The sequence below is a fragment of the Kaistella gelatinilytica genome, from assembly GCF_015679325.1.
Lineage (GTDB): Bacteria > Bacteroidota > Bacteroidia > Flavobacteriales > Weeksellaceae > Kaistella > Kaistella gelatinilytica.
In genome coordinates this window covers 1,383,170-1,409,636 of record NZ_JADPVI010000001.1, presented here as the reverse complement: position 1 = coordinate 1,409,636, position 26,467 = coordinate 1,383,170, and the positions used below count along the sequence as shown (strand labels likewise).

At 36.0% G+C, this 26,467-nt stretch carries 22 protein-coding genes; 9 read left to right on the top strand and 13 right to left on the bottom strand.

Features of this window, described 5'->3' with window-relative positions:
• Nucleotides 1-30 precede the first annotated feature (30 nt).
• Nucleotides 31-678 (bottom strand): CPBP family intramembrane glutamic endopeptidase, encoded by a 648-nt coding sequence (locus IV494_RS06285; protein ID WP_196079288.1) that lies wholly within the window; start codon nt 676-678, stop codon nt 31-33.
• 228 nt (nt 679-906) lie between these two features.
• On the opposite strand from IV494_RS06285, the gene IV494_RS06280 reads away from it, so the two are divergent.
• The 4 genes from IV494_RS06280 (at nt 907) to IV494_RS06265 (ending at nt 6,332) form a co-directional block, all read left to right on the top strand.
• Nucleotides 907-1,962: a DUF6263 family protein gene (locus IV494_RS06280; protein ID WP_196079287.1), complete on the top strand. Its 1,056-nt coding sequence runs from the start codon at nt 907-909 to the stop codon at nt 1,960-1,962.
• A 67-nt stretch (nt 1,963-2,029) separates the two neighbouring features.
• Nucleotides 2,030-2,254, top strand: a complete 225-nt coding sequence (locus IV494_RS06275; protein ID WP_196079286.1) for a hypothetical protein — start codon at nt 2,030-2,032, stop codon at nt 2,252-2,254.
• 57 nt (nt 2,255-2,311) lie between these two features.
• Nucleotides 2,312-4,879, top strand: a complete 2,568-nt coding sequence (locus IV494_RS06270) for a YfhO family protein (protein WP_196079285.1) — start codon at nt 2,312-2,314, stop codon at nt 4,877-4,879.
• Between the two features lie 136 nt (nt 4,880-5,015).
• A complete protein-coding gene (locus IV494_RS06265) occupies nt 5,016-6,332 on the top strand; it encodes a glycosyltransferase family protein (protein ID WP_196079284.1) in 1,317 nt (438 codons plus the stop codon).
• Nucleotides 6,333-6,461: 129 nt separating this feature from the next.
• On the opposite strand, the gene IV494_RS06260 is transcribed toward IV494_RS06265, so the two are convergent.
• Both IV494_RS06260 and IV494_RS06255 read right to left on the bottom strand, forming a co-directional pair.
• Nucleotides 6,462-7,442: a PLP-dependent cysteine synthase family protein gene (locus tag IV494_RS06260; RefSeq protein WP_196079283.1), complete on the bottom strand. Its 981-nt coding sequence runs from the start codon at nt 7,440-7,442 to the stop codon at nt 6,462-6,464.
• A gap of 97 nt (nt 7,443-7,539) precedes the next feature.
• Nucleotides 7,540-8,769, bottom strand: a complete 1,230-nt coding sequence (locus IV494_RS06255; RefSeq protein ID WP_196079282.1) for an ABC transporter permease — start codon at nt 8,767-8,769, stop codon at nt 7,540-7,542.
• 4 nt (nt 8,770-8,773) lie between these two features.
• On the opposite strand from IV494_RS06255, the gene IV494_RS06250 reads away from it, so the two are divergent.
• The gene (locus IV494_RS06250; RefSeq protein ID WP_196079281.1) at nt 8,774-9,970 is read left to right on the top strand and encodes an exo-beta-N-acetylmuramidase NamZ family protein; all 1,197 of its coding nucleotides are present in this window, start codon (nt 8,774-8,776) and stop codon (nt 9,968-9,970) included.
• 133 nt (nt 9,971-10,103) lie between these two features.
• On the opposite strand, the gene IV494_RS06245 is transcribed toward IV494_RS06250, so the two are convergent.
• Nucleotides 10,104-13,307, bottom strand: a complete 3,204-nt coding sequence (locus tag IV494_RS06245; protein ID WP_196079280.1) for a hypothetical protein — start codon at nt 13,305-13,307, stop codon at nt 10,104-10,106.
• A gap of 181 nt (nt 13,308-13,488) precedes the next feature.
• Here IV494_RS06245 and IV494_RS06240 point away from each other — a divergent pair, with 181 nt between their 5' ends.
• Nucleotides 13,489-14,235 (top strand): T9SS type A sorting domain-containing protein, encoded by a 747-nt coding sequence (locus IV494_RS06240; RefSeq protein ID WP_196079279.1) that lies wholly within the window; start codon nt 13,489-13,491, stop codon nt 14,233-14,235.
• A 154-nt stretch (nt 14,236-14,389) separates the two neighbouring features.
• A complete protein-coding gene (locus tag IV494_RS06235; protein ID WP_196079278.1) occupies nt 14,390-15,172 on the top strand; it encodes a T9SS type A sorting domain-containing protein in 783 nt (260 codons plus the stop codon).
• 96 nt (nt 15,173-15,268) lie between these two features.
• On the opposite strand, the gene IV494_RS06230 is transcribed toward IV494_RS06235, so the two are convergent.
• Complete coding sequence (locus IV494_RS06230; RefSeq protein WP_196079277.1) at nt 15,269-18,088, bottom strand: gluzincin family metallopeptidase; 2,820 nt, start codon at nt 18,086-18,088, stop codon at nt 15,269-15,271.
• Between the two features lie 78 nt (nt 18,089-18,166).
• Between IV494_RS06230 and IV494_RS06225 the strand changes: the two genes are divergently transcribed.
• On the top strand, nt 18,167-19,039 hold the full coding sequence (locus tag IV494_RS06225) for a DUF4846 domain-containing protein (RefSeq protein WP_196079276.1): 873 nt from the start codon (nt 18,167-18,169) through the stop codon (nt 19,037-19,039).
• Nucleotides 19,040-19,142: 103 nt separating this feature from the next.
• The gene (locus tag IV494_RS06220; RefSeq protein WP_196079275.1) at nt 19,143-20,306 is read left to right on the top strand and encodes an MFS transporter; all 1,164 of its coding nucleotides are present in this window, start codon (nt 19,143-19,145) and stop codon (nt 20,304-20,306) included.
• A gap of 54 nt (nt 20,307-20,360) precedes the next feature.
• Here IV494_RS06220 and IV494_RS06215 read toward each other — a convergent pair whose 3' ends face one another.
• The 8 genes from IV494_RS06215 to IV494_RS06180 form a co-directional block, all read right to left on the bottom strand.
• Complete coding sequence (locus IV494_RS06215) at nt 20,361-20,861, bottom strand: GreA/GreB family elongation factor (RefSeq protein ID WP_196079274.1); 501 nt, start codon at nt 20,859-20,861, stop codon at nt 20,361-20,363.
• A 100-nt stretch (nt 20,862-20,961) separates the two neighbouring features.
• Entirely contained in the window at nt 20,962-21,666 is a 705-nt protein-coding gene (locus IV494_RS06210) for a DsbA family oxidoreductase (protein WP_196079273.1), read from the bottom strand.
• 95 nt (nt 21,667-21,761) lie between these two features.
• Nucleotides 21,762-22,688, bottom strand: coding sequence for an AEC family transporter (locus IV494_RS06205; RefSeq protein WP_196079272.1), 927 nt, complete (start codon nt 22,686-22,688; stop codon nt 21,762-21,764).
• 152 nt (nt 22,689-22,840) lie between these two features.
• The gene (pyrF, locus tag IV494_RS06200) at nt 22,841-24,199 is read right to left on the bottom strand and encodes an orotidine-5'-phosphate decarboxylase (protein ID WP_196079271.1); all 1,359 of its coding nucleotides are present in this window, start codon (nt 24,197-24,199) and stop codon (nt 22,841-22,843) included.
• A gap of 119 nt (nt 24,200-24,318) precedes the next feature.
• Nucleotides 24,319-24,705 carry a response regulator gene (locus IV494_RS06195; protein WP_196079270.1) on the bottom strand — a complete coding sequence of 129 codons (387 nt, stop codon included), beginning with the start codon at nt 24,703-24,705 and terminating at the stop codon, nt 24,319-24,321.
• The gene (locus IV494_RS06190) at nt 24,702-25,268 is read right to left on the bottom strand and encodes a chemotaxis protein CheB (protein ID WP_196079269.1); all 567 of its coding nucleotides are present in this window, start codon (nt 25,266-25,268) and stop codon (nt 24,702-24,704) included. Before IV494_RS06190 ends, IV494_RS06195 begins: the two co-directional genes overlap by 4 nt.
• The gene (locus IV494_RS06185; protein WP_230379917.1) at nt 25,269-26,090 is read right to left on the bottom strand and encodes a CheR family methyltransferase; all 822 of its coding nucleotides are present in this window, start codon (nt 26,088-26,090) and stop codon (nt 25,269-25,271) included.
• A gap of 2 nt (nt 26,091-26,092) precedes the next feature.
• A complete protein-coding gene (locus tag IV494_RS06180) occupies nt 26,093-26,467 on the bottom strand; it encodes a response regulator (protein ID WP_196079267.1) in 375 nt (124 codons plus the stop codon).

The window sequence follows — 26,467 nt, the reverse complement described above, 5'->3', positions numbered from 1 at the left end:
GAGACAAATTTAAGGAATTTTGATTGATGTTTATGCGGCTGTGTAAAGCGCGTAGAAATCCCAGATGAAGTGTATGAAGATCAAAACACCAATATTTCTGTATTTCGAATAGTAAACTGCAAATACCAAACCGATTACAAAAGGACCGATCATATTGATCCAGGTTCCGTACGCGTAATGAGCGAGGGCAAAAATGAGTGTGCTTATAAAAATTCCTAATAGTTTGCTTTTGGTGAGAGTTGTAATTCTGGTTTGCAAAAATGCACGAAAAAAAAGTTCTTCCACAACTCCTGCTGTTAAAGTGATTAAAAAAATCAGCGGGATATTATTTTTTACAGCATTCAACATCTGTAAAAGTTTTGGGCTGTTTTCTTTTGGTAAATGAAGTAGATGTATCAAAACCATCATTCCAAATAATGTGGCCAGAATTGCAATAACAGAAAGAAGATAGAATAAAATCCCTTGTTGTTCAGATTTCCAGATGATGATTTTTTCCTTCAATATCTTTCTGCAATAAAAGAATAAAAGTAATAATCCGGTCCATTGCCAAAGCCGGGAAAGTATTAAAACTTGCGTAAAAGATAGCTGCTTTTCGAAGATTTCCGTAATCAGTGGCGATACTGCTACAATAAGAAGAACTAAAATAATTCCCAGTATTATTTTTTTATTTTCTTTCATGGCGGTGAATTTATCTTTCTAATTCGTAACATTAATGAATAGTTTGTTACAAATCAATTATATCTGAGAATGTAAAAAAGGGTGAGTCTAACTTTCTATTTTTTTAAAGACTGTTAAAATAATTATAATGTTTGAAACCAACAGAAATAATTACCTTAAATTTGTCGATCATTCCCAAAAATAAAGGAATTTATAAAGAACAAAAATTCAAAAAAGAAAAATTATTTAATGAAAAAATTCACTGCAATTGCGCTTCTTTCTATAGCTCTGATTTCTTGTAAAAAAGAAACGAAAACCGTCACCAAAGTAGATCCAACAACGGGCAAAACTGTTTCGGTTGAAGTTCCGGTGGTTGATTCCACAAAAATCGTTGAACAGCCCGCTGAAACAATGGCGATCAAAGATTCATCGGGTGTTTATAAACAAACCTTTAAACTCGAAAAGGGAAAAACCTATCCTTTGACGACTTTTCAGAAAGATGTACAAACAATGACCGCTCCTGATGGAAAAACTCAAAGTGGAACCAGTGAAACGACTGATGAAATGACCTTCACCGTCAATAATTTCGATAAGGGAATTTATGACATTACCATCGATCTGTTAGGCAAAAAAAATTCTCAAAATGCCAACGGAAAGTCGATCGTTGTTGATACGAAATTGGCAGAACCCAAAGAAGATCAGCTGAAAATGATGTGGAAAGTGAACAAAGGTTTGGTCGGAAATAAGCTTAATATGAAAATGACTGAAACTGGAAAAGTAATTTCAATTACTGGTTTTGAGCCTGTATATACGAAAGTTGCAAGTTCCGTTGGAAGTGTAATTAAAGATGCGAAACAAAAAGAGAATTTTCTAAAAAGTTTCAAAGGAAGCTTCAATGAAAAAGTTTTAAAAGACCAGTTCACCAAAAATTTAAATTTAATTCCTGCGAAAGGAGCGAAAATTGGGGAAAAATGGACGCAGACTGAAAACGCAACTCCAGATGGCAAAATTAAACTGTCAACAAATTATACGATAAAAAGTGTTGATAACGGAGTAGTGAATATTGGAGTTTCCGGTGGAATCCCGCGCAAATCTGACAAAAAAACTCAGGAAGGAGTTACAAGAAGCATGAGTTCTGAATTAACGCAAAACGGTACGATCGCCCTTGATCAAAAAACCGGCTGGGTGAAGAATCAAAATATCGCGGTGAAAACTTCGCAATCAGAAACACTTTCTGATGGGAAACAAACACAAACGATGAAAAGCGTTTCTAATTCAACGGTCATTGTAAATCCCGCTAAATAATCAGTAATGGATGATGAACAGTGAGTAATCTTGGAGAACTTTCTGTTTGTAACTAATTTTCAACTTTATGAAATTTATTTTTGAATTAATAATAGCAACCATCATTATATTTTTTCTTTGGAATATTTTAAAGCGGATGTTTTTTGCCTCCTTTTATAAGTTTCCGAAGCCGGACAATCCACAGAAATCAAGTGGTGATCAATCGAAGAAGAATTTAGACTCAAGGATCAACTGGGATGCAGAAACGGTAGATTACGAAGAAATTAAAGAGAACAACGAAACAAAAAAATAATCAAGACCTTTCGAATTTTTAAGATTCGAAAGGTTTTTTATAGACTGAAAATTTAATATGTCGAAAAATAAAAAACTCATTTTCATCATTGGAAGCATCGTGGCTTTCGTGATCCTGGCTTTGGTTTATGCCAATCCTGTTCTCACGGGAAAACAACTTTTTCAGCACGACATTGTACAATACAAAGGCGGCGCAAAAGAATTGTTGGATTACAGAGCTCAAAATGGGGAAGAAACATATTGGAGCGATTCTATGTTTGGCGGAATGCCGACTTATCAAATGGGAGCGCAGTTCAAAGGTGATATCATTAAGAAAGCAGATGAGCTTCTGAATTTTTTGCCTAAACCTGCCAATTACATTTTTCTGCTTTTTGCGGGATTTTTCCTCCTCGGAATGGTCGTGGTCAGAAACTGGAAATACGCACTTTTAGGCGCCACTTTTTTCGGGCTTTCTACTTATTTTTATATAGCTTTAGCTGCGGGACATAATGGTAAAATTCAGACTGTTGCTTATTTTGCACCACTTTTAGCCGGAATTCTTTTGGTTTATATTCGTAAAAAATATGTGGTCGGCTTTATTGTCACCGCATTTTTTATGGGATTGCAGATCGCGGCTAATCACCCGCAAATGACCTATTATTTATTTATCGCACTCGGATTTTTATTCCTTTCCGAATTGATCCGGGCATTTCAGGGTAAAACAGACTGGAAACATTTTGGAATTTCTACCGCGATTTTAGCCGTTGCATTTTTGCTTGGAGTGGGTATGAATTCCCAAAGAATCATGGCGAATTCTGAATACATCACAGAAACCGTTCGTGGGAAACAAATTTTGGACAACGACACGCATTCCTCCGAAAAATCGGGGATGGACAAAGAAAGCATGTTAATGTGGAGTTACGGTAAAATGGAAACATTAAACCTGTTTATCCCTAGATTAATGGGCGGTTCGAGCAATGAGGAAGGTTCCGAAAAGATAATGGAAAAGGTGAGTGACTTGGTTCAAAACAACGCCCGTTCGCAAGATGAAGTTAATAATATCAGGAAAGCGTTTCAAAGTCCAACTTATTGGGGCGAACAACCCGGAACTTCTGGTCCGGCTTATCAAGGAGCAATCGTTTGTTTCCTAGCGATCTTAGGATTTTTCTTTGGCTGGAAAAAATACAGATACTGGATTTTAGGAGCTTCGATCCTTACCGTATTTTTAGCGTGGGGAAGTAATTTTATGGTTCTTTCAGATTTCTTTATTGATTTTGTTCCTTTCTATAATAAATTTCGGGCGCCAAGTTCAATTCTGGTCGTGGTCGAATTATTATTCCCTTTGATCGCAATTCTTGGTCTTTATCGTTTCTTTAATTCAAATGAAGAAACCGAAACTTCGACGGAAAATATTTTGACAGAAGATTACAAAAAGAAGATCTTAACTTATGTAAGTGTAGCTGTTTTAGGCATTACTTTTTTGTTGATCATCTTCGGAAAATCGATTTTAGGTTTTCATACGGACACCGAGAAAACTTATCTTCCGCCTTATCTTTTGGATTTTTTGGTGGATGAAAGATTTAAAATGTTCAGAATTGATGCGATCAAAGCAATTGTTTATGTCGCCGTTGCAGCTGTTCTATTATTCTTGAGTTTAAAGAAAAAAATAAGTCAGAATGTAGTGATCATCGTTATTGGTTTGGTAAGTTTATTTGACTTATGGAGTGTTAATAAGAGATATTTGAACAATGATAATTTCATTGATAAGACTTTTACTGAAAATCCTTTTCAAACCGAAAATTCGGAATTACTCATGCAGAAAGTAGGCGATAATAAAAATTTGCAGTCACTTCTTGCCAATGCCAATATCAATAAAACATTAGAAACTATTGCCGAAAAAGATAAAACGCATTACCGAATTTACAATCAGGTTTTAGGAACATTTAGTGAAACCAATACTTCTTATTATAAATCTTCTATTGGCGGTTATCACGCGGTAAAACTTCGTCGCTACGATGATATCATTAATGAATATTTTGGAAGAATCGATTCTGTAAAAGTGCCGAGGATTTTAAATATGCTCAACGCGAAATACATGATCTTTGGTGATGAAGAAAAACCCGAAGCTGTTACAAATCCACAATCGAACGGAAATGCCTGGTTTGTTTCCGATATTAAATTCGTGAATTCTCCGAATGAAGAAATTAAACAGATAGGGGAAGTTGACACGAAAAAAATCGCCATCATTTCCAAAGATGATAAGAAGTATTTCGACGGAAAACAGATCGCCGCAGATTCAACTGCATTTTTGAATTTAACCAAATACCAACCAAACGAACTCGAATTTAAGACGCAATCGAAAACACCACAACTGGCAGTTTTGTCCGAAATTTATTATCCAAAAGGCTGGAAAATGTTCGTCGATGAAAAAGAAGTTCCGTACATCAAAGCTGATTATTTGTTGAGAGCAGTTCATGTTCCGGCCGGAAATCATACCATAAAAATGATTTTCGCACCAGATGTGATCGCAAGAGGAAAATTAATTTCGATGATTTGTTTCGCCTTGTTTTTATTATTGAGTTTGGGTGGAATATATTTCATGTATCGCAAATCCGTAGGGACAGTTCGCGAACTGTCCGAAAATTAAAAATTTTCAATAAGCAGTGATTGTCCGAAAATTAAAAATTTTCTTTATAAATAATGGCGAACTCAGAAGATTTAAAAACAAATGAAATAAAAACCTTCGGTTTTTGGAGAAGTGTCGACTTGTCCCTACAATCAAAATGAAACCTGACAAAAAAATATTGATCATCACCTATTATTGGCCGCCTGCAGGTGGACCAGGAGTTCAACGCTGGTTAAAATTTGTAAAATACTTACCAGAATTTGGCTGGAATCCTATCGTTTTTATTCCGGAAAATCCGAGCTACCCGATTGTGGACGAGAGTCTATCTGAAGAGGTTTCAAAGGATGTGGAAATCATTAAAACAAAAATCTGGGAACCTTATCAAATTGCAGAATTTTTTGGCAAAGACAATAAAAAATTCAAGGCCGGACAATTCGATGTAGGAAAAAATCAAAGCTGGAAATCGAAATTCTCTATTTGGGTGCGCGGAAATTTTTTTATTCCTGATGCGCGTGTTTTTTGGGTGAATCCTTCCGTTAAATTTCTAAAGAAATATCTAAAAGAAAATAGATTTGATGCTTTTGTAACAACAGGACCACCGCATTCGATGCACTTAATTGGTTTGGAGTTGAAGAAAGAATTTCCCCACTTAAAATGGATCGCTGATTTTCGAGATCCATGGACGGAAATTTCTTATTATAAACATTTGAAGCTGACCAAATTTGCAGATTTGAAGCATAGAAGATTGGAGGCAAATGTTTTAAAAAAGGCCGATATTACTTTAGCGACAAGTTATTCTGATGCTGAAAATTTTAAAGCGAAAGGAGCGAATGCGTTTTGTATCACGAACGGTTTTGATGAAGTAAAGGTTAAAGTTAAGGTTGAGGAGAAGATTGAGGAAAAAGTCAGGGGAAAGATTGAGCATCCAAAATTTACATTAAGTTATATCGGCGTTTTGGAACAGCTTCGAAATCCTGAAGTTTTATGGAATGTTTTGAATGAATTATTGACTGAGGTGAGAAGTTTTAAAAAAGATCTCGAACTAAAATTCGTTGGTAGAATTGATGACAAGATCTTAGAAAATTTAGAAAATTCAAGTTTGAAAGATTCTATTCTGAATCTGGGATATCTTTCTCATTCAGAAGCGAATGCAGAGATGCTAAATTCAGATCTGCTCCTGATCACCAATTTTCCACAGGAAACTTCGGAAGGAATTATCCCAGGAAAGATCTTTGAGTATTTGGCGACGGGAAATCAAATTATTTCTTTCGGGCCAAAAAACAGCGATGTAAAGAAAATTCTGAGCGAAACGAAAGCCGGTCAACATTTTACCTACGATGATACCGATCTGGTGAAGGATTTTATTCTTTCTAAATATATGGACTGGAAAACGGGTAAATTAACGTCGAACACTAAAAATATTGAGCAGTTCTCCCGAAAAAATCTCACTAAAAAACTTGCTGAATTATTATAAAAAATCCCGCGTGAGGAGTAGGTGGAAATCCTTTCGAAAAAAGATTGGGAGCCGAATACCGACCTAAAAAAGAAGAAGCGCAAATTGAAAATTTGCGCTTCTTCTTTTTTTGGGCACGCCCAAAAACTTTTACAACCAACCTTGCTCTTTCATCCACTCATCATTGTAGATTTTCCCTACATATCTGGAGCCGTGATCATGCAGCAAAACAACAATGATATCGTCTTTTGTAAACTGATCTTTCATTTGAACCAAAGCAGCCATCGCACTTCCCGCAGAATATCCGCAAAAAATCCCTTCTTCTTTGGCTAATTTTCTGGCATAGATAGCGCCATCTTTATCGGTTACTTTTTCGAAATGATCAATGATCGACATATCGAAATTTTCGGGAATAATATCTTCGCCGATACCTTCCGTAATGTAGGTATAAGCGTGATCTGGATGAAGCTCACCCGTTTCGTGGAATTCTTTTAAGATCGATCCATAAGTATCGATTCCGATTACTTTTATATTCGGATTTCTTTCCTTAAAATACATTCCACATCCTGTAATGGTGCCGCCTGTTCCCGCTCCAACAACGAAATGCGTTAAATTACCCTCGGTTTGCTCCCAAATTTCTGGTGCTGTCGATTCATAGTGAGCAGTCCTGTTTGATAAATTATCGTATTGATTTACGTACCATCCATCTTCTGTTTCTGCGGCTAATCTTTTAGAAACCGAATAATAAGAACGCGGATCGGTTGGTTTTACATCGGTCGGACAAACAATTACTTCCGCGCCAACTGCCCGTAAAATATCGCATTTTTCCTTTGATTGTTTGGAGTTGGTTACGAAAATACATTTATAACCTTTTACGATTGCCGCCAAAGCCAAACCCATTCCAGTGTTCCCGGAAGTCCCTTCGATAATGGTTCCGCCAGGTTTTAATCTTCCGTCTTTTTCAGCATCTTCAATCATTTTCACCGCCATTCTGTCTTTTACAGAATTTCCGGGGTTGAAAGTTTCTACTTTAGCCAAAACCAACGCGGGAAAATCTTCCCCTAAAACTTTATTTAATTTTACTAATGGTGTATTTCCTATGGTCTCAAGAATATTTTGTGCGTATTTCATAAATATATTTAAAGAATAATTGTGTTAGTGGTCTAATTGAAGATATCGTACTATTTATCGATATAATTACGAATTTGCAAAGATATAATTTTAAATATTAATTGTATTTGATGGCTTTTACAGGAGAGATCTTACTGATCAAATAACTTGGTAAAATAAGAGAAATGCCTGAAACCAAAAGGATTCCCAAAGAAATTCCGAGAATGTAGAAGATATTCAGATCGACCGGAACAACACTCAGATAATAATTTTCGGGATTTAATTTAATGATGCCGAAATATTTCTGGATGAGGAGAAAACCTAGTCCGATAAGATTACCGAAAACCAGTCCGGGAATCATGATCATTAAAGTATAATTGATAAAGATCGCGCGGATCTGACCATTACTCGCTCCTAAAGTCTTCAACATTCCAATAGAATTCGTTCGTTCGATAATTAAAATTAAAAGCACCATCACAATATTAATGATGACCACGACCATCATAATGATAATGATCAATGCGATATTGGTGTCAAAAATTGCGATAAAATCCATGATCTGCGGATATTGATCAGTGGCTTTGATCGTGTAATTTTTGTAACCCGCGAGTTGATCGATCTTGGGTGAATCTTCATCGATGTTATTAATGTTTTTTAGAAATACATCAACACCACCAATTTCAGTATTTGTCATTCCCTGAATTTTCCGGGCATGATTGATCGCCCCGATAATAAAGAGGTCATCGATCATTTTAATATCGGTTTTATAAATCCCGACCACTTCAAATTTTCGGTATAGCGGACTTTGATTCTCTTTAGAAAAAATAGCAACAATACTGTCTTTCACTTTTAGATGAAGATCATTTGCGATTTTTTGAGAAATACAGATGCCGTTGTTAAAACCTTCTTCGGTCATGACAGGAGCTTTTCCCGCAATTAAAAATTTCCGGAATCTTGCAGAATCGAAATCTTTGCCTACACCTTTAAAAATAATTCCGGCAAAATTATGTTCATTGCGCAAAATACCGCTTACAGAAACATAGCTCTGTGTGGAAGCAACATCGGGAAGTGCTTTTATTTTTTTCAGTTGAAAACCATCTGTATTGAGAACCGAGGAATTATAGGAATTGTTGGATTGCTTAGATTTGATCGAAATATGTCCCGAAAAATCAGCCATTCTTTCTTTGATGGCTTTCTTAGAACCCAGTCCCGTAGAAACCGTGATGAGCGAAACGATCACGCCAAGCGCAACGGAAAGACGGCCAATAAATACGATAATCCGCGACAGATTATTTTTATTATCTTTGGAAAAAGCAATTTTTTTGGAAAAATATAAAGGAAATTTCAAGCGGATGAATTTAATGGTCAAAATTAAAGATTTACTTCTAGTTGTGCTAATTTATTTTGGTTTTTGCCAAATGAGTTCAGCGCAGGATATCGGAAAAAACTGTTTTAAAACTGGCGCTGACCGATCAGAATTGTATCTTCCTTTGCTTCGGAATAAAACGATCGCGATCGTTACCAATCAAACAGGACTTTTGCAAGACAAAGCTTTTCTCGTTGATTTTCTGGTAAAAAATAATATTAAGATAAAAACGATTTTCGCGCCTGAACATGGGTTTCGTGGCGATGCAGATGCTGGTGAACACGTAAAAAATGGAATTGATACCAAAACAGGAATTTCGATTATTTCTCTTTATGGCGACAATAAAAAACCGAAACCGGAGCAATTAAAAGGCATTGATATTATTCTCTTCGATATTCAGGATGTTGGCGTACGATTTTACACCTACATTTCCACTTTAACTTACGTGATGGAAGCCGGGGCGGAAAACAATGTAGAAATTATTGTTTTGGACCGTCCGAATCCGCAAGATGGTTTTATTGATGGACCGGTTTTGAAAGACCCATGGAAAAGTTTTATAGGGATGCACCCAATTCCCGTTGTTTATGGATTGACGATCGGAGAATATGGAAAGATGGTAAATGGTGAAAAGTGGCTGAAAAATGGTGTTCAGGCAAAATATACTTTGATCCCGATGCAGAATTATCATAAAAAGCAACGTTATGGAGTTTCTGCAGCACCGTCCCCAAATCTACCCAATGATAAAGCCATTAATCTCTATCCAAGTTTGTGCTTTTTGGAAGGAACGCAAGTCTCCGTCGGACGTGGAACCGATTTACCTTTTCAAATTTATGGCAGTCCGTGGACGAAAGATCTGCCCTATCAGTTTACTCCTAAACCAAATTATGGTGCGAAAGATCCTTTCTTGAACGGCAAATTATGTTATGGCGAAAATCTTTCGGAAAAAAATTTAGATCTAAGGGAACTCAATGTTGACTGGTTGCAGAAAGCTTACAAAAACTATAAAAATCCAACCCAAGATTTCTTTTTAAAAAATCTGTTCTTCGATAAATTAGCGGGAAGTGACGAATTGAGAAAGCAGATCGTTGCGGGAAAATCTGCAAATGAAATAAAAAATTCATGGAAAAGCGATTTGGAAAAGTTCCAGAAGATCAGAGTGAAGTATATTATTTATGAAGATTAGGACGAAAAAGTAATTGGCGCACATTCGGCAACCTATTAAAAATTTTAACACAATCAATAGGAGCGGGCTTTAGCCCGCTTTTTAAAGATAAAACAGCAGTGGCTTTAGCCAAAACTTATCATTTAAAAAGCTGTTAAAAACTCGCTTTCACCTGCATCGATCCAATATGAATCGTTCTTTCTCCCGAATTTCTGCCTTCATAATTAACATTGAGCTGAATAAAAGAATTCACAGATTGTTGCAAAAACACCGACCAAACCTCATTTTTTCCAGGCTTTAAACCATCGAGCATTTGATTGCCCACGATCGAAAAATTATTCCCGGTGAAATCATTATTGATGAAAGAGAAATTGCCACGAAGCGACGTTTTTTTCCAGTCCCACTGTAAACTTCCCGTTAGATCCAGAGTTTTCAAAAGTTCTTCACCATCTTTCCGCACTTTTTGTCGCAAGGCTGAAGAAAATTCTGCCTGCAACATTTCTGTAAATTTATAAGTTGCTTTTGGTTTCGTTTCAAAATTATTCAGAATATAATCCCGTGATTTAAAAAGTTGGGAAGCGTTTTGGATCTGATGAACTGAATTTTCCCAGTCGATGCGGAAATCTTTATTGAACCAGTAACCAACATTAAGAAAATTAGATGTTTGCGATCTTTCTTCATTACTAAAATTGGCGTTGATCAAATTATCATTCGCGATGAACCGATAATTCCCGTTCCAACCAGATTTGTCGGTCGGATTAAATTGTGCGGAAGCAAGCAGATTTTGGTTTTTCAGAATTTGATCTTTATTTTTTTCAAAAGGATTCAAAACAAGAACCTGATCTTTTTTGTAGAAGGAATTTTGAGAATTCAGGGAAATATTGAAATTCCAGCGTTTCAGAAATTTATTTTCAGAGTTGAACACAACCGATGGATTCACAAACAAAGCCAGCTGTAATTTATTTTTATTGGAAGGAATATAGTTTACCGTGTTCGTATAAACTCTTATATATTTCGCTAAATCTACGTATTCTGCGATCTCAAATTCGTCGAGTTGTTGTATTCCATCGCCGTTGTAATCAGTCCATTTGTAAATTCCCTGACCGTCAGTAACTTTAATATATTGAAATTCACGCTGCGCTTCCTGACCATTTCCGAGTTCATAAAATGCCTGCAAACGCATTCCATTTCTGAATAATTGCTGGTTGTATAGAATATTTCCAACCACAAAATCCTGATTAAATTTCGCGGAAACATCCTGGTTTTGATAAGAAAATTTACGGTAATGAATTAGAGCATTCAGCGTGGTTTTTTCAGTTTTAATGATTTGACTTTCAACCATGATTCCCAAAATATGATTCATGTTTTCTAAGGCATTGTTTCGCACAGAATCATTTTGACGGAAATAAACTTTAGCCAATAATTTTGTTCTTGTAGAATCACCAATTTTTTTCTGAAGGAAAACTTCTTTCCAACTGAAACTGCTCACATCGAGTTGCTGTGTTTCATTGAAAGTTTTTACATTATGCTCTAAATTTCCACCAATTCCCCAACTTCCTTTTTTGGTCGTGTATTCAGAAATGACGCCGCTTCTTACAAATTTGGTGTTTTGAAAAGTCGCTTTGGTGTCAAGGTAAGAAAAGTTTCCTTTCGTGCTGAATCGCCCCGTAAGAAAGCCAAAATCGAGATCATTTTTAATTCCTCTGTAAGAATTTTTTTCGTCTAAATAATTGATCTTATAATTAAGGAAAGAACGGTTTTTCCAGTTGTTTAAAAAACTAAAGATCAATCGGTTTTGGGTAATCTGATTAAACTCCTGAACCAGATTAAAATCCCGGGAAAATTCGACATCATTAATTCGGTCCAGGATATGAAATTGCGCGTCGATATGCTGAAATTCAAAGCTAGGCGTCCCTTTCCAGTTATTTCTGGTAAATGTTTTATTTCCGAAAACTCTTCCTGCGTAACCGATATTTTGATTGGAATCTTTAGAAGAAAACAAATTCACATCATAATTACTCAAAGAAAAATCAGCACCGATTTTTCCATCTTTCAATAAGAATTCAGAATTCGCAGAAAAAACCTGCGTTTTTTGCGGAGCGGGTAATTTTCGAACTGCCCGGTAATCTCCCATATTATTACCGACATACTGAAAAACCCGACCATTATTTGTTGTTTGTTTAACTTGATAATCGCCCAAATTCTGACCGAAATAAGTAAACGCAACCTGATACAAAGTTTGTGCTTTATCGCTGGAGAATTCGTAATAATTTCCGTTGGGATTTGTGATAAGTTGATACAAAATTTTATTCACATCGAATTCTGTCACTGTTCCGGATGGAGCGTACATAAGTTCGGGATTGTTTCCTGCACTGGCGAGAATTTGCTCGTCTTCTTTGCTTAAATTTAAAGAAAGGGGCGCGTTTTTATTGTCATTTTCGAGAAACCAGTTGAAACCGAATTTCATTTTTTCTCTTTCATGCTGAATTCCTCCCGTGACGAGAAATCTGGTGTAGTTTCGATTCGCATAATTGTAGGAAATCGTAATGAAGTTCTGTTTGAAGATCGGTCGAAAACTCGTGAAAGTAATTTCTCCTGTATTATAATTAATAACGTAATCTTGATTTTCGCCGCGTTTCATTAGAATCCCATCAATGAAAACCTGTTCAGAACCTGAAATAATGGTGATGAACTGTTCCCCATTTTTACCGCTCAGTCGATAAGGTCCCTGATTGCCTTCGATTCCCTGGAAACGAATTCTGTGAAATTCGCTGCGGGCAACTCCGGCAGAAATATCTACATACGTTTTATGTTCAGTTCCGAAATTGGTTTGAAATTGTAAACCCATACTTCGCCGTTGATACCTGCCGAAATAAGTTCTGTCGTCCAATAGATCCAGATGTCCCGCGCGAAGAATGGAGCGATCCTTAATATTTAGCTGCAGGTAAATTTTATCGAATTCTTCTAAGGTCTGCGTGTAGCCATCGGCTTGAATGGGTAAATTATGATCTGAAATCGACGCCAAAACAGAAACGTCGTTTGAAAGCTTGCCGGAGATTTGTAAGTCCATTGAACTTTGAACACTTTGACCCTGATTATTTCCAAAGGTAATTCCGCGAATGATGGAACCTTTAGAATTGAGATCACCCAAGATCTTAGATCGCGAATTTTTCACCAAAACCCCTTCATCGACAATAATTTTATTTTGAGTTCTAATAAAATCCAGCGTGTCTTTAGAAAATACATCTTGATCAATACGGGCAGCAAGAATGGAATCCTTTTTTGTAGAGTCGGCGGGAATATTGGGATTTTTCCACGAAAAGATTTGAGCAGTAAATAAATTTAATGCTGAAATCATGAAGACTAAAAAATATATTTTTCTCGCCAAATCTGTTATAAAAGAGTCTGTAAAAATAACGAAAAAGTGTATTTAAAAGTATTTTTAAACATTTAACAATTACTTAATGTTATCATTATGATATTAATAAAAAAGATTGTATTTTTGCGGTATAAATTATTAATTATTTAAAATTTCTATTATGAGAAAACTTTATTCTTTATTCGCAATTGCAATGTTCTCTGTAGCTGCTGTTGCGCAAACTACATTATTGTCTGATGATTTTGCTTCTGCAAGTACTGGTGATAATACAACTACAGGCGGTTCCGGTATTGCGTGGACTGGAGACGCAAATTTTCCCGATGCAGGAAATGTAAAAGTGTATCAAGCGGGAGGTGCTGTAAAAATAGGTACTGGTTCTTTAGTGGGTTCAATTACTTCAAAAACTTTAGATCTTTCTCAAGATGGTGGAGCTTTTAAAGTTTCTTTTGATGTAAAAGGTTGGACTGCAGTAGAAGGAGATATTACGGTAACTGTTTCTGGATTGGCTGCTCAAACGGTAACTTATGTTGCTACACGTACAGATAGTTTTGAAACTAAAACTCTTACATTTACAGGAGGAACAGCAGGTTCTACTGTAACAATTGCTACAACTGCAAAGAGAGCATTTATCGATAATGTAAAGGTAATAACAAGCCCTGTTGTTTTAGCAGTAGGTGATGTAAACGCTACAAAAGCAAACTTGGTAAAAAATACTGTAGTTGGTAATTCAATTATTTTCGCTTCAAAAGCAAACGTACAGGTTGTGAACATGAACGGACAAGTAGTAAGAACTTCATCTGTAAACGAGAATTCTAAAATGGACGTTTCAACTTTGACAAAAGGAACTTATATCGTTACAGGTAATGTAAACGGAAAAGCAGTTTCTCAGAAAATTATCAAAAAATAATCTTTTGATTTATTAGCATAAAAAGGAAGATTATTTAATTAAATAGTCTTCCTTTTGTTTTATTTTAAAAATATATCTGATTACATGATATTTATGGTAAACAATTACATAGATTTGTAATCCAAAATTTATAACTAATTTAATTTATAATACAATGAAAAAAATCTTTACAATCTTAGGAGTTTCAGCAGTAGCTCTAATGAGCGCTCAAAACTTAATTCCTAACCCAGGATTCGAAGCTTGGACAGCAGGTGCTCCTGATGGTTATTATGTAACTGGAACTACAATCGTTCAGGGAACTGGTGCTAATAAGCACTCTGGTAATTTCGCAGTAGGAATTACAGCTCCAACTGCGGCAACTGGTAACAAAACAATTAATCCTACTCCAGATATTAATGTGGAGGCAACGAAAACTTACGTTTTTTCAGGATGGGTTTTAGACAATACTCCAAATGCGAAATTTAAGTATTGGAATCAGTTTAGAAATACTGCTGATTTAGGATCTAACCCACTTCAAGCGGGAGATTTCACAGTAGATTCTCCACAATGGATCTTTTTTAGTGCAGAAGCAGTGCCAACTGCAGGTGCAACTGTAGCCAGACCAGGACTTAGAGTTTACGGGGAAAGCGCTGCTAACAATGGTGGTGTAATCTATGTAGATGATATTAGTTTCCAAGACAAAGCTACAATGGCTGTAACTGACGTTAAAGCTTTCGACAGCGAAGTGAAAATGAATACTGTTATCGGGAATGAATTACAAGTAACTCTTCCAGGAAGAGCAACGGTAAACATTATTTCTGCAGATGGTAAATTAATCTCTTCAAACAGAATTAACAGCGGAGACAAAATCAATACTTCTTCTTTAACTAAAGGAATTTATATTGTAACTGTTGACAATGGTTCTGCGAAAGTGAGCAGAAAAGTAATGAAAAAATAAGATCATCTCTTATCAATAAAAAAGCCGCTTTTTTAAGCGGCTTTTTGTATAGGCAATAACTCCCAACTCCCAACTCCCAACTTCCCGCTTCTAACTTTAAAACCATCCTCTACTGAAATAGTTAGTAATTGCACTGAAATTTAAAACCAAAGTAAAACGAATTCTCTGCCCGTAATCTTTAAAGGAAGGTTCAAAACCTAATGAACTTTGTATGGGGAAATAAACCTCCAGAAAATCAGGAATAACCTTTACTTTCACGCCTGAATCCCAAATAAATTGCGGATCATGAGATTTGCTTTTGTAAACTCCCGCATCAGCATAAAAATTAAACCAGCGCCAAATATGAGAGTCCAGATTGATGGAAGTGATCCACTGATTTGCCGTGTTTCCAACATAAGATTTAAAACCACCTTCTGCCAAAATTAATTGCTGGGAAAGCAATCCCGTTGTTGCACTTTGCCCTAAAAGTCCGTAAGAAAAAGAGTAATTAGAAACTTTTGAGATCCCGTAATCGAAGAGATTATTTTTGGTTTTATTGGTCAGAAAATATCCACCGAAAAACCGCAGACTCAATTTTTTATCTTTTGCATATTCCCACCGGTAAAAGGTTTCAGCAGAAATTTTCTGAAAATCCTCCATAAACTGCAGATTTGCACTCGCATACTTTTCGTGGATCAACTGTCGATCCGAGTAGCCGTAACCAATGCTCCACATGTTGTATTTTTGATATTCGTTCTGTGCAATCATTAATGGATTCAGATCTTTATCATAAAAATTATAAGAAACCCCCAAACTTCTGCCGATATCACTCCTCGGATTTTTTGCGAAATTGATGTTGGCAAAAATGCCAAATTTGCGGTAAGACAGATCATAATCGTAATGAAAATAGGAGCCCGAAACACCAATGTCTAGAGTTCGGAAGAAACTTTCCGCAGGTTGAAAAGAGTAGGAGATCGCGCCCGAACCGGTCATTTGTCCTGTTCCTGAACTAAAATAGGGCGTCAGTGAATAATTGAATTTTCTTTCAAATAAAGACGAGTTTTTAAAATTAAGTCCAAGTAAAACTTTGTCATAAATATTGAAACTCAACCGTGGATTCAGGTAAATCTCATTGAATTCCGGGTTTGGAATATCCTGGAAAAGTTTCAATTTTATCTTTTTCATATTTGAATAGATGCCTTTTGTATATAAATAATTATCGCGAAAGGTTTTTTCGGGGAAAATATATTCGTCGTTAACCACGATTTTTTCTGCATTCGATTGTGGAATAGTATAGATCACATCGGTCTTCGAATCGTTGGTATCAAACCAAAATTCTTTTTTCTCTCCTGTTTTTGTGATGGTTTCTATTTTAAAAGGAATCTGTTGCGAAGTATTTTTTGCGATTTTTACCTGAAATTCATCACCAGTTTTCTTAAATCTTTTCAGTTTAAAGTTGACGCGGTTTTTTCTTTGAAGAAAGTTTTCCAGGAAATCTGAAGAATAACCTGAAGCTAAAGTCAATTCATCTAAAAACTTTTTCTTATCGATATGTTGGTGGGCATTTTTGCGTAAATATTGGGTGACAAAATCATCAAATTTCTCCTGTCCCATTTTTGCCGCAACAAATGAAAATAAACTTCCCATTTCCAGATGACTGATCGCTGCTGCATTGTAATTGCTCAAATCTTCAAAAGGTTCTGCAATTTTTTGATCCAGATTTTTCGTCAAGATATAGAGATAAGCTAGACCGTATCTTTCAGAAAGTTTTAGTTTCGATGCATAGAATAATTTTAAAGGTTTGAACCCAAAAATATTGATGTTTTCTGGTAATTGACCCAGAAGTTTTTCGTTTTTATAATAACGTTCAATGTATTGAATTTCGAGATACGTTTTCAATCCGTTCATCAACCAGTGATCCTGTTTTTTCTCGAAGACAGTCGCTTGTTCGACGACGTTTTTAGAAATAATGCTGAAATAATTGAGATCATTTCTTTGTGATTCTGTAAAAAGCTGGTACCGGAATTTTAAGAATTTAAGATCATCCAAACCTGTGAAATTTTCGTTTTTCCTGAATTTCTCACTAATGAAAATCCTTGAAGGTAGAAATCCGATCTTGTTTTTAATGAAATTCAGCTGTAACGGCAGGTAGAATTCGAGGTTTTGCTTTTCGTTTTCAGTTAAAGAATATCCGAAAATAACATCGACTTTTTCTCCATCAACTTGCGGGGAAATAATCGTAAAATGATTTTCTGAGATCACAAATTCTGGATCGATGTTTAATTTTCCTTCAAAATAATTCGGTGCGGTTTCGGCTAAATTACTTTGGGAATAGTAGTTTACAGGAACATCTAAAATTACTTTCCAGTAAAGATCCGGACTTTGATTTTCTTCAATATCCATAAAGCTTTTTGGACTTTGCTCTTGATTTTCAAAACCGTCTGGAACAAGAAAAAAATACTTCAGCGCTATTTCTTTTCCGTCGCTGCCATAACCCGTAAATTTTTCATCAGGCAAATTCAAACTATATTGAAGTGCGATTTCTACTTTTTCTCCAGGTTTTAATTTGTTAGGAAGTTGAATGAAAATATTTTCCGTTGAACTGTCGTTTACAGATATAGTATTTTCTCCGATTTTAATTTCTAAATTTTTTAAAGATCCGAGTTCATTGGGTTTCGCGAAATACAGATCGTTTTTTCGGTCTTCCAATTGTCGCTTTACGAGTTTAGTATTTCTATTTTGGTAAGCAGCGATCCAGTTCAATAATTTGATCTGAGAAAGATCTGCTGAACCATTGTTGTAATACGTGATTTCTTGCTTTACCTTCAACTCTTTTTTGGATCCGGAAACTTTAGCATTGATGTAAATAGAATCTTGTTGCGCAGAAACCACAACAAAATTGAAAATCAGTAAAATCCCCAGCAAAAATCTTTTCATTTTCTAAACAAGCTCAAATATAATGATGTTTTATCTAAACAATTATTATTTAAATTTATTTCAAAAATAGCGTTAATTTTGAGTAAACATTACATATTGATCCGATTCTACCAGTTTTTATCTTTGTTGATGCTTCTGAATTTTCAGACTGCTTTTTCTCAAGTTATTGAGACGACTCAACTCATGATCATTGACGAAAGTAAATCTACGATCCATACGCGATTCACACCGCCGAAAGGTTTTTTCTGGGCAAAAGAACTATCCGGAAGTTTTGGTGAATATTTGGTTAATTTTCCGCTTTATCCACCAAGTTTCCCCGTGCGTAATTTTAACGCAGTTCCGATTGAGAAACAAAATAATCATGTCGCCATTCTCAAAATTGATGTTGGTGAAAAAGATTTGCAGCAATGTGCAGATGCCTGGATCCGTTTGTACTCCGAATATCTGTGGTCTCAAAAACGATTTGAAGAGATAGGTTTCGAATTTACGAGTGGTCAATTTTTCGCCTGGAATGATTTTAAAAGAGGAGTTCGCACCAAAGAACTCAATAATCGCGTCAGTTTTCATATGACAGGAAAAATTGATGATTCCTATGAAAATTTCCGAAAATATCTAAATATAATTTTTAGATACGCGGGAACGATTTCTCTGAATAAAGAATCATTTTCAGTTCTTCAAAATAAGCAGATCAAGACGGGTGATTTTCTCATAAAACCGGGAAGTCCGGGTCATTCTGTAATTATAGTGGGAGTTGCGATCAACAGTTCTGGGAAAAAACTTTATCTTTTGGCCGAAAGTTTTATGCCTGCACAGGATATTCACGTTTTAAGAAATCCGCTTAATTCCAATATTTCACCGTGGTATGAACTGGACGTGAACGCACCCAAAACCGTGACTGCGAAATATATATTCAGTCCGACTTCTATTAAAAGATTTCATGCTCTAAAGTAAATGATAGATTTTGAAATCGAACATCATAACATAATACGATTGCTAAAGTCGTTTATTTTCTGTGGAAAATTTTAATTTTGCCGGTCTTAATAATGATCTCCAAATGCCAAATAAATTACCAAATTCACTTCTTTATCTGCTGAGTATTTCCGCGGGTTTGGTAGTTGCGAACTTATATTATAACCAACCTTTACTGCACGATATTGCTTCGAGTTTAAATGTAACAGATTCTCAAGTCAGTAATGTGGCACTTTCTACGCAGATTGGTTATGCACTGGGTTTGCTGTTTATTATTCCGCTGGGAGATAAGATCAGCAATATGAAAATTGTAAAAATTGATTTTCTGATTTTGATACTTTCTCTATTAGGTGCTGCTTTATCGCAATCGATTTTTTTATTGATCGTCACCAGTTTTCTGATCGGATTTACCTCGACACTTCCACAATTATTTGTTCCAATGGCTGCACATCTCAGTAATGATGAAGGTCGCGGAAGAGCCATCGGAATTGTGATGAGCGGATTATTGATCGGGATTTTAGGAAGTCGCGTTTTAAGTGGATTGGTTGGCGAATATTTCGGATGGCGCAGTGTTTTCTTTAGTGCTGCAGGTTTAATGACTTTGCTTTTCTTTTTATTGAATGCGAAATTGCCTTTAATTCAACCCAAATTTGGAGAGAGTTATGCGAAACTCATGAAATCGCTCTGGTTCTATTTTAAGACAGAGCCGACTTTACGATTAGCAACTTTGCGCGGAGCTTTAGCTTTTGGAAGTTTGAGCGCATTTTGGACGACCTTGGTTTTTCTCATGCAAGATTCTTTCGGTTACGGAAGTGCAGTTGCGGGCAGTTTTGGTTTGTTCGGAATTGCAGGTGCATTAGGTGCGACTGTAGTCGGAAAAATGAATAACCGCGTCGAGAAAAGCAAATTAATTATTTTGGGAGCTGTTCTCATTATTATTTCCTGGATCATCTTTTTGGTGTCGTCACACTCGATTATAGGCTTAATTATCGGAGTGATTTTGATCGATTTGGGAGTTCAGTCGGTTCATATTACTAATCAAAATATTGTTTTTTCCAGAAACACCGAAGCCAGAAACCGAGTGAATACGATTTATATGGTAGGATTTTTTATCGGTGGAGCGATAGGAACAAGTTTAGGTTCTTTAGCCTGGAATTATTATGGCTGGACCGGCGTTTCAGTTGTTGGTTTGGTTTTCTCCGGAATTATTTTGATCGTACAACTGTTGACGGGTAAAAGAACGGTTTAGAATTATGTTTTCTGATTGATGATGGAAATGAATTGATATTAAAATTTTTTTATTTTAATAAACAATCTTTAAGATCTCAAATACATTTTCCCTTTCACCCAATTTTAAAATTGCTTTCTCCCCAACTTTTTTATGCAACAAAGCTTTTGCTAAAGGCGTAGTAAAAGATATTTTTCCTTTTGAAATATTGGCTTCATCAACACCAACCAATTGAAAAGTTTGGGTTGAATTATTTGTTATATTTTTAAAAGTGACCATTGCGCCAAAATGAATTTCATCTTGCGGAAGTTTTTTCTGATCAATGATTTTTGCGGAGGTAATTCTCTCATTTAAAAGCTGAAGTTTCGCATTGATATGATTGAAAGAAATTCGATATTCTTTTTCCTGAGACGGATCTAAATTTTCCTGCTCCCGCAATAGATTTTCTTTTTCTTCTACCAAAGAATCCATTCCATGTTGGGTTACAAAATTTTCTGTTCCTGCTGGTAAATCAGCTCTTGGTGGAACTAAAGGAACTTCTTCCTGATCATCTTCTTTTACAAATCCTCGGCTCATAATTTCTATTTAAGATGAATAATGCAATTACAATTCCATTCTAAAAAAGAAAACTTCTGAAATAGAATTCCAGAAGTTTTAAAATTTTAAGTAGAGATCATCAATCACAATTTCCATCAACATCGCAACTTTCGCCGCTGTGAATAATTTTTAAACCTTGATCTCCCGCAGAAAATTCTTCCCAGGATTTCTCCAAAACTTCAGAGAAAACGGGTGAAGGTTGTGCGCCGGAAACTCCATATTTATCATTGATCACAAAAAACGGAACGCCGCTGATTCGCATTTGCTGAGCCAACATCATATCTTTTGAAACTTGTTCTGCAAATTCATCGGAGACTAAAGCCTTTTTAATATATTCTTCAGTTAAGGAAATTGATTTCCCTATTTCAATTAAAGTCGCTTCGTCGTCAATGTTTTTTCCTTCAATCAATTGTGCTTTAAATAAAGCTTCTTCCGCTTCGTTGGCTAAATTTTTTGAGGCTGCCAATTGTAAAAGAAGATGACCGCGGTAAGAATTCGCTACTTTTTGATGGTCGAAATTAAATTTAATTCCTGCGTCTTTTCCGGCTTTGTAAACGTGTTCGTACATTCCTTTTGCCTGTTCTTCCGAAACTCCTTTTCTTTCGGAGAAATATTCCAGAGAACTTTTTTCAGGTTGTGTTTTCATGTCAGGATCGAGCTGGAAACTGTGCCACGTTACTTCAATATTTTCCTTTTCGGGAAATTGGGCCAAAGCTTTTTCAAAATTCTTTTTTCCAACATAACAGAACGGGCAACGAATATCACTCCAAATATCTACTTTCATAACTTTTTTATTTTGTAAAATCAAAGATACGAATCTTGAAATTTTTAAACATTGATTTAGGGTAAGAAGAGATCGTTTCTATCAATGTGTAGCTTTTAAAGCACCAATAATCCTGAATATTTCAGCAGCAAATACCATAAAGTCAACGTTACCAAAGAAAGTGGAATTCCGACGCCGATCATTAAATTGCAGAGTTTCGGTTCTAGTTTATGAGTCGATGCAATAATTGCAGCAGTGATCATCGGAGCCATCGCAGATTCTAAAAAAGCAATTTCGATCATTTCCCCTTTTTGTTTGAAAAGAATAAAATACAACACGAAAATAACTGTAGGAAATAAAATGAGTTTAAATAAAAGTCCCCAAAATAAAGGTTTCGCTTCGTCCTCCAGTTTCTGCCATTTGAGCTGACTTCCGACAGAAACCAAAGCGAGCGGAACTGTTGTTGCTCCTAATTTCGCGAAGACATCATCTATGACGAAAGGAACGTGAATGCTCATTAAATTTAATAGAACAGCAACTAAGAAAGCGATAAAAGGTGGAAATTTTAAAATCTTTTTCAGAATATCAGAAACGGAACTTTTCCCACCCGAATAAAAATTTGCGATCGTAATTCCTAAAGTTGATAAAGCGACAAAAGAACCCGGTTGATCGACGAGCATCACGGTTTTTAAACCACTTTCACCATATAAAGACTGTATAACGGGAATTCCGACAAAAGAAGTATTTCCAAATCCTGCACACAAAATTAATGCGCCGATCAATGTTTTCGACCATTTCATTTTCTTGCCTAGAAACGTGAAAAATAAAAACGCTAAAAAAATATTCAACCACGGAACCATGACGGGAAAAATCACCTGAAAATTCAGAACAATTTTCGGAATGTAATAAAGTGATAATGCGGAAAGAGAAATATTGATGACAAAAGAATTCAGGGCTAAATGTCCGTTTTCCGGGAATAGTTTTGATTTCCGGAGAAAAATTCCCAGAAATAAACAGAGGAAGAGTAAAATTAAATTAGACAAATTTTAATTTTATTAATGGATTGATTTACTCTGTGAAAGTTTTTATAATAAGAAGTTAAAAAAACGCTCGCTGATTTAAAAGATTAAGTAGATTTTTTTGAGTTAATCTGCAAAATCTGGTCAATCAGCGAGCGTTAATTGGCGTATTTTATTTACAAACTCCCTTCGTAAGCTTTCCAACCGGCGATCTTGTAAGTCAAGGCAGATTGTTCTGCATCATCAGCTTTGTAAATTCCACGACCGACGATAATGAAATCTGTTTCCAGCTGTGTAAATGCATGATGTGGCGTGTTGTATTGCTGTCCTTTTCCGTCGCCAGCATCGGCTAAATTAATTCCGGGTGTAAACAAAAGCAATTCGTTTGGAATTTTATTTTGAGAAACGCCGCCAAAAACATTTGGATGAGACAAAGCGATTTTCGTGGCTTCTTCGCGGTAATTTGCATCCGTCAAAGTTCCATTTGACGACATTCCGATGATAGCGGCAACACCAACATTTCTGAAACAGTCGAGTGATTCATAGCCTGCAATTACCTGCGCCGTTACGAAATCTGCCCAGTTCGAAATTCGGTATGTTCCGTAGGTAAACTGCAATTCCTGAGTGTTTCCAATATCTGCAAATTTGCGGTCTTCCATTAAAAGGAAATTATATTTTGTCGCTAAATCTTTTAAAGGTAAAATAGTTTCATCAGCATCAAAATCCATCAAAATATCGACGTGAGTTTTTAAAGCAACGATGTGAGGACCTACTTTTTCAGCCAGTTCCAATAATTCTTGAGTCGTGGTAACATCAGCAGAAACAATGAGATTTGATTTTTTCTCGATGGCGATCTGCAATAATTTTTGAGCCACAGAATGATCGCAAATATCTAATTTTGCTTCGTAAGAAAGTCTTTTTTCTTCTTCAAAACGTACTACGTTTCCGGCAAGAAAATCGTTGATTCTTTCTACTTCGTCGTCGGTCAAATGACCTTCTTCTTTCAACATCGCGCACACTTCAGAAATCGTAAAAAGCGTATGAACACGGAATCCTTTGTTTTCCAGAATTTCTTTTCCACCTTGTTGACGGTCGAGAACCACGACAATATCGGAAACCGTAATTCCTTCATTCTCGATTTCAGGAATCGTTTCTAATAAAGAAGTTCCGGAAGTAATTACATCTTCCACCAACAAACAGTTTTGACCTTTGGTGAAAATTCCTTCGAGTATTTTTTTGGTACCATATTGTTTGGCTTCTTTCCGTTTAATGATCAATGGAAGATAACTTTCCAGAGACATCGCAGTCGCCATCGGAAGTGCCGCATAAGGAACGCCGCAAATCAAGTCGAAATTATCAAGTGGAAGCATATCCAAAAGGTAATTGGCGAGTTTTTTCAAAATTTTTGGGTCAGAAGCGAGCGGACGGAGATCCACATAAAAAGGGCTTTCAATTCCTGATTTTAGGGTAAACCTTCCAAACTTAATGATGCCGAGTTTGTAACACTCCAGAAAAAATTCTTTCTTAGTTTCCATGTACTTTTTACTTTATTACAAAGTTAAGATTTCCGTGGAACTATAACGAATGATAGCGGGTTAAAAACGACAGAAATTTAGAACCAACTGGCGTAAATTATTAATTGAAGCAAGTCGAATTAATTTCCAATATATTTGATTACTACTTGTTCAAACAGATCGATATCAAAGGGTTTAGCCAGAAAATCATCAGCGCCGGCTTCAGCAGCCAACTGACTGATATTGCTGTTTGCGGAAAAATAAACCACGGGAATATTTTTTAATTCATGATTTGCTTTGATCAGTCTCGTGGCTTCAATTCCGCTGATATCGGGCAACCAATTATCCATAAAAATAAGATCGGGAAAAAATTCCTGAACCTGTTCTTCAATACTGTTGGTTGTTGGCGACGTTTTTACATGACAGCCAAGGTCTTCTAAAATCTCCGTGCACAATTCTAAAATTTCGAGATTGTCATCGAAAATAAATACTTTTTTGTTTGGTCTTAAAGCTGCGTTTTCAATCATTTTGATAATTGGTTTATATAATTGGCCATTTCTTCCGGAATCAAAACGGAATCAATTTTTACATGTTCTAAGGCATATTCGGGCATAAATCTCGTCACTGCTGAATCAGGATTCTGAACTACAGTTTGACCACCGTTTTGATGTACTTTATGCAAACCTTTTGACCCATCACTATTGGCGCCAGATAAAAGGATGCACACCAAATTTCGTCCAAATACTTCTGAGGCACTGTCAAAACTAACATCAATGGAAGGTCGGGAAAAATTTATTTTTTCAGAGGCATCAAGGGAAAACGTTTTATTTTTCTCGATGAGCAAATGATAACTTGGTGGCGCGATGTAAATCATGGAGGGCAATAACTGTTCTTTTTCCTCGATTTCTTTTACTTTCAATTTGGTCCTCGTACTTAAAACATCGGTTAACAGACTTTCTTTTCCGGGTTTGCGATGGAGGACAATGACAATAGGAAAGGTAAGCAAAGAATCGAGGTCGGGCAATACTTTTAAAAGTACATCCAGACTTCCTGCAGATCCGCCTATTAGTAATGCTTCGCAATTTTCCATCTATTGAGTTTTACGCCATATTTTTCTTGTTGGATTTCTCTCAAAATTTTTGGAAACGGTGGAGAAATCTAAAGTTTCTTTTGTTCCTAAAGCCAAATATCCGAATTTTTCTAAACTGTTGTCGAAGAGTTCGAAAACTTTTGTCTGCAAAGGTCTGTCAAAATAGATCAATACATTTCGACACATGATCAACTGAAATTCGTTGAAAGAATTATCGGAAACGAGATTGTGAGTAGAAAATATTATATTTCTTTTCAGTTCATCTTTCAACTTTCCGAGGGAATAATTGGCGGTATAATAATCGGAGAATTGTTCGCTTCCACCGGCTTCAATATAATTTTCCGTGTACAGTTTCATCTTGCTCATCGGAATCATTGCTTGCGAAGCATTTTCTAAAACTGTCGCATTAATATCGGTTGCATAAATTAAAGATTTGTGCAGAAGATTAAGTTCCTTTAAAAAAATCGCAACAGAGTAGGCTTCTTCACCAGTACTGCAACCGGCGATCCAGATTCGAATGAAAGGATAAGTTCCGAGTCGGGGTAAAATTTCTTTTCTTAATGTTTGATAAAATTCAGGATCGCGGAACATTTCAGTGACATTAATGGTGATTTGCTCCATAAACCGTTTGAAATAACCCGAATCCGTTCTGATTTTATACCTGTACTCTGCAAAACTGACGAATTGATCCAGTTCATATAGACGCACAATTCGGCGTTTTAACGAAGCTCTGGAATATCCGGTGAAATCATAACCATACACTTCCAGAACATCTGAAAGTAAGGTTTCAACCAATTGATCGCTGTTTTCGGGTGAGTTCAATTTTAGTCGATTAATAGGTTGAGCAACTTCATGAGTTCGTTCACATCTACCGGTTTTGAAATGTAACCATCTGCGCCGGCTTCGAGGCATTTTTCGCGATCTCCTGCCATTGCCTGTGCCGTGATCGCGATTACGGGAATATCTTTCAGCGCTTCGTTACTTTTCATTTTTGCAATGGCTTCATAACCGTCCATTTCCGGCATCATCATATCCATCAATACCACGCCAATATTTTTATTGGAGGAAAGGATTTTTAAACCATCACCGGCATTCATCGCGGAAATACACTGGAATTTCTTCGCTTTCAAAACAGCACTTAAGGCAAATATATTTCTACTATCGTCATCAATGATGAGGACTTCTTTTTCGTTTGTCAT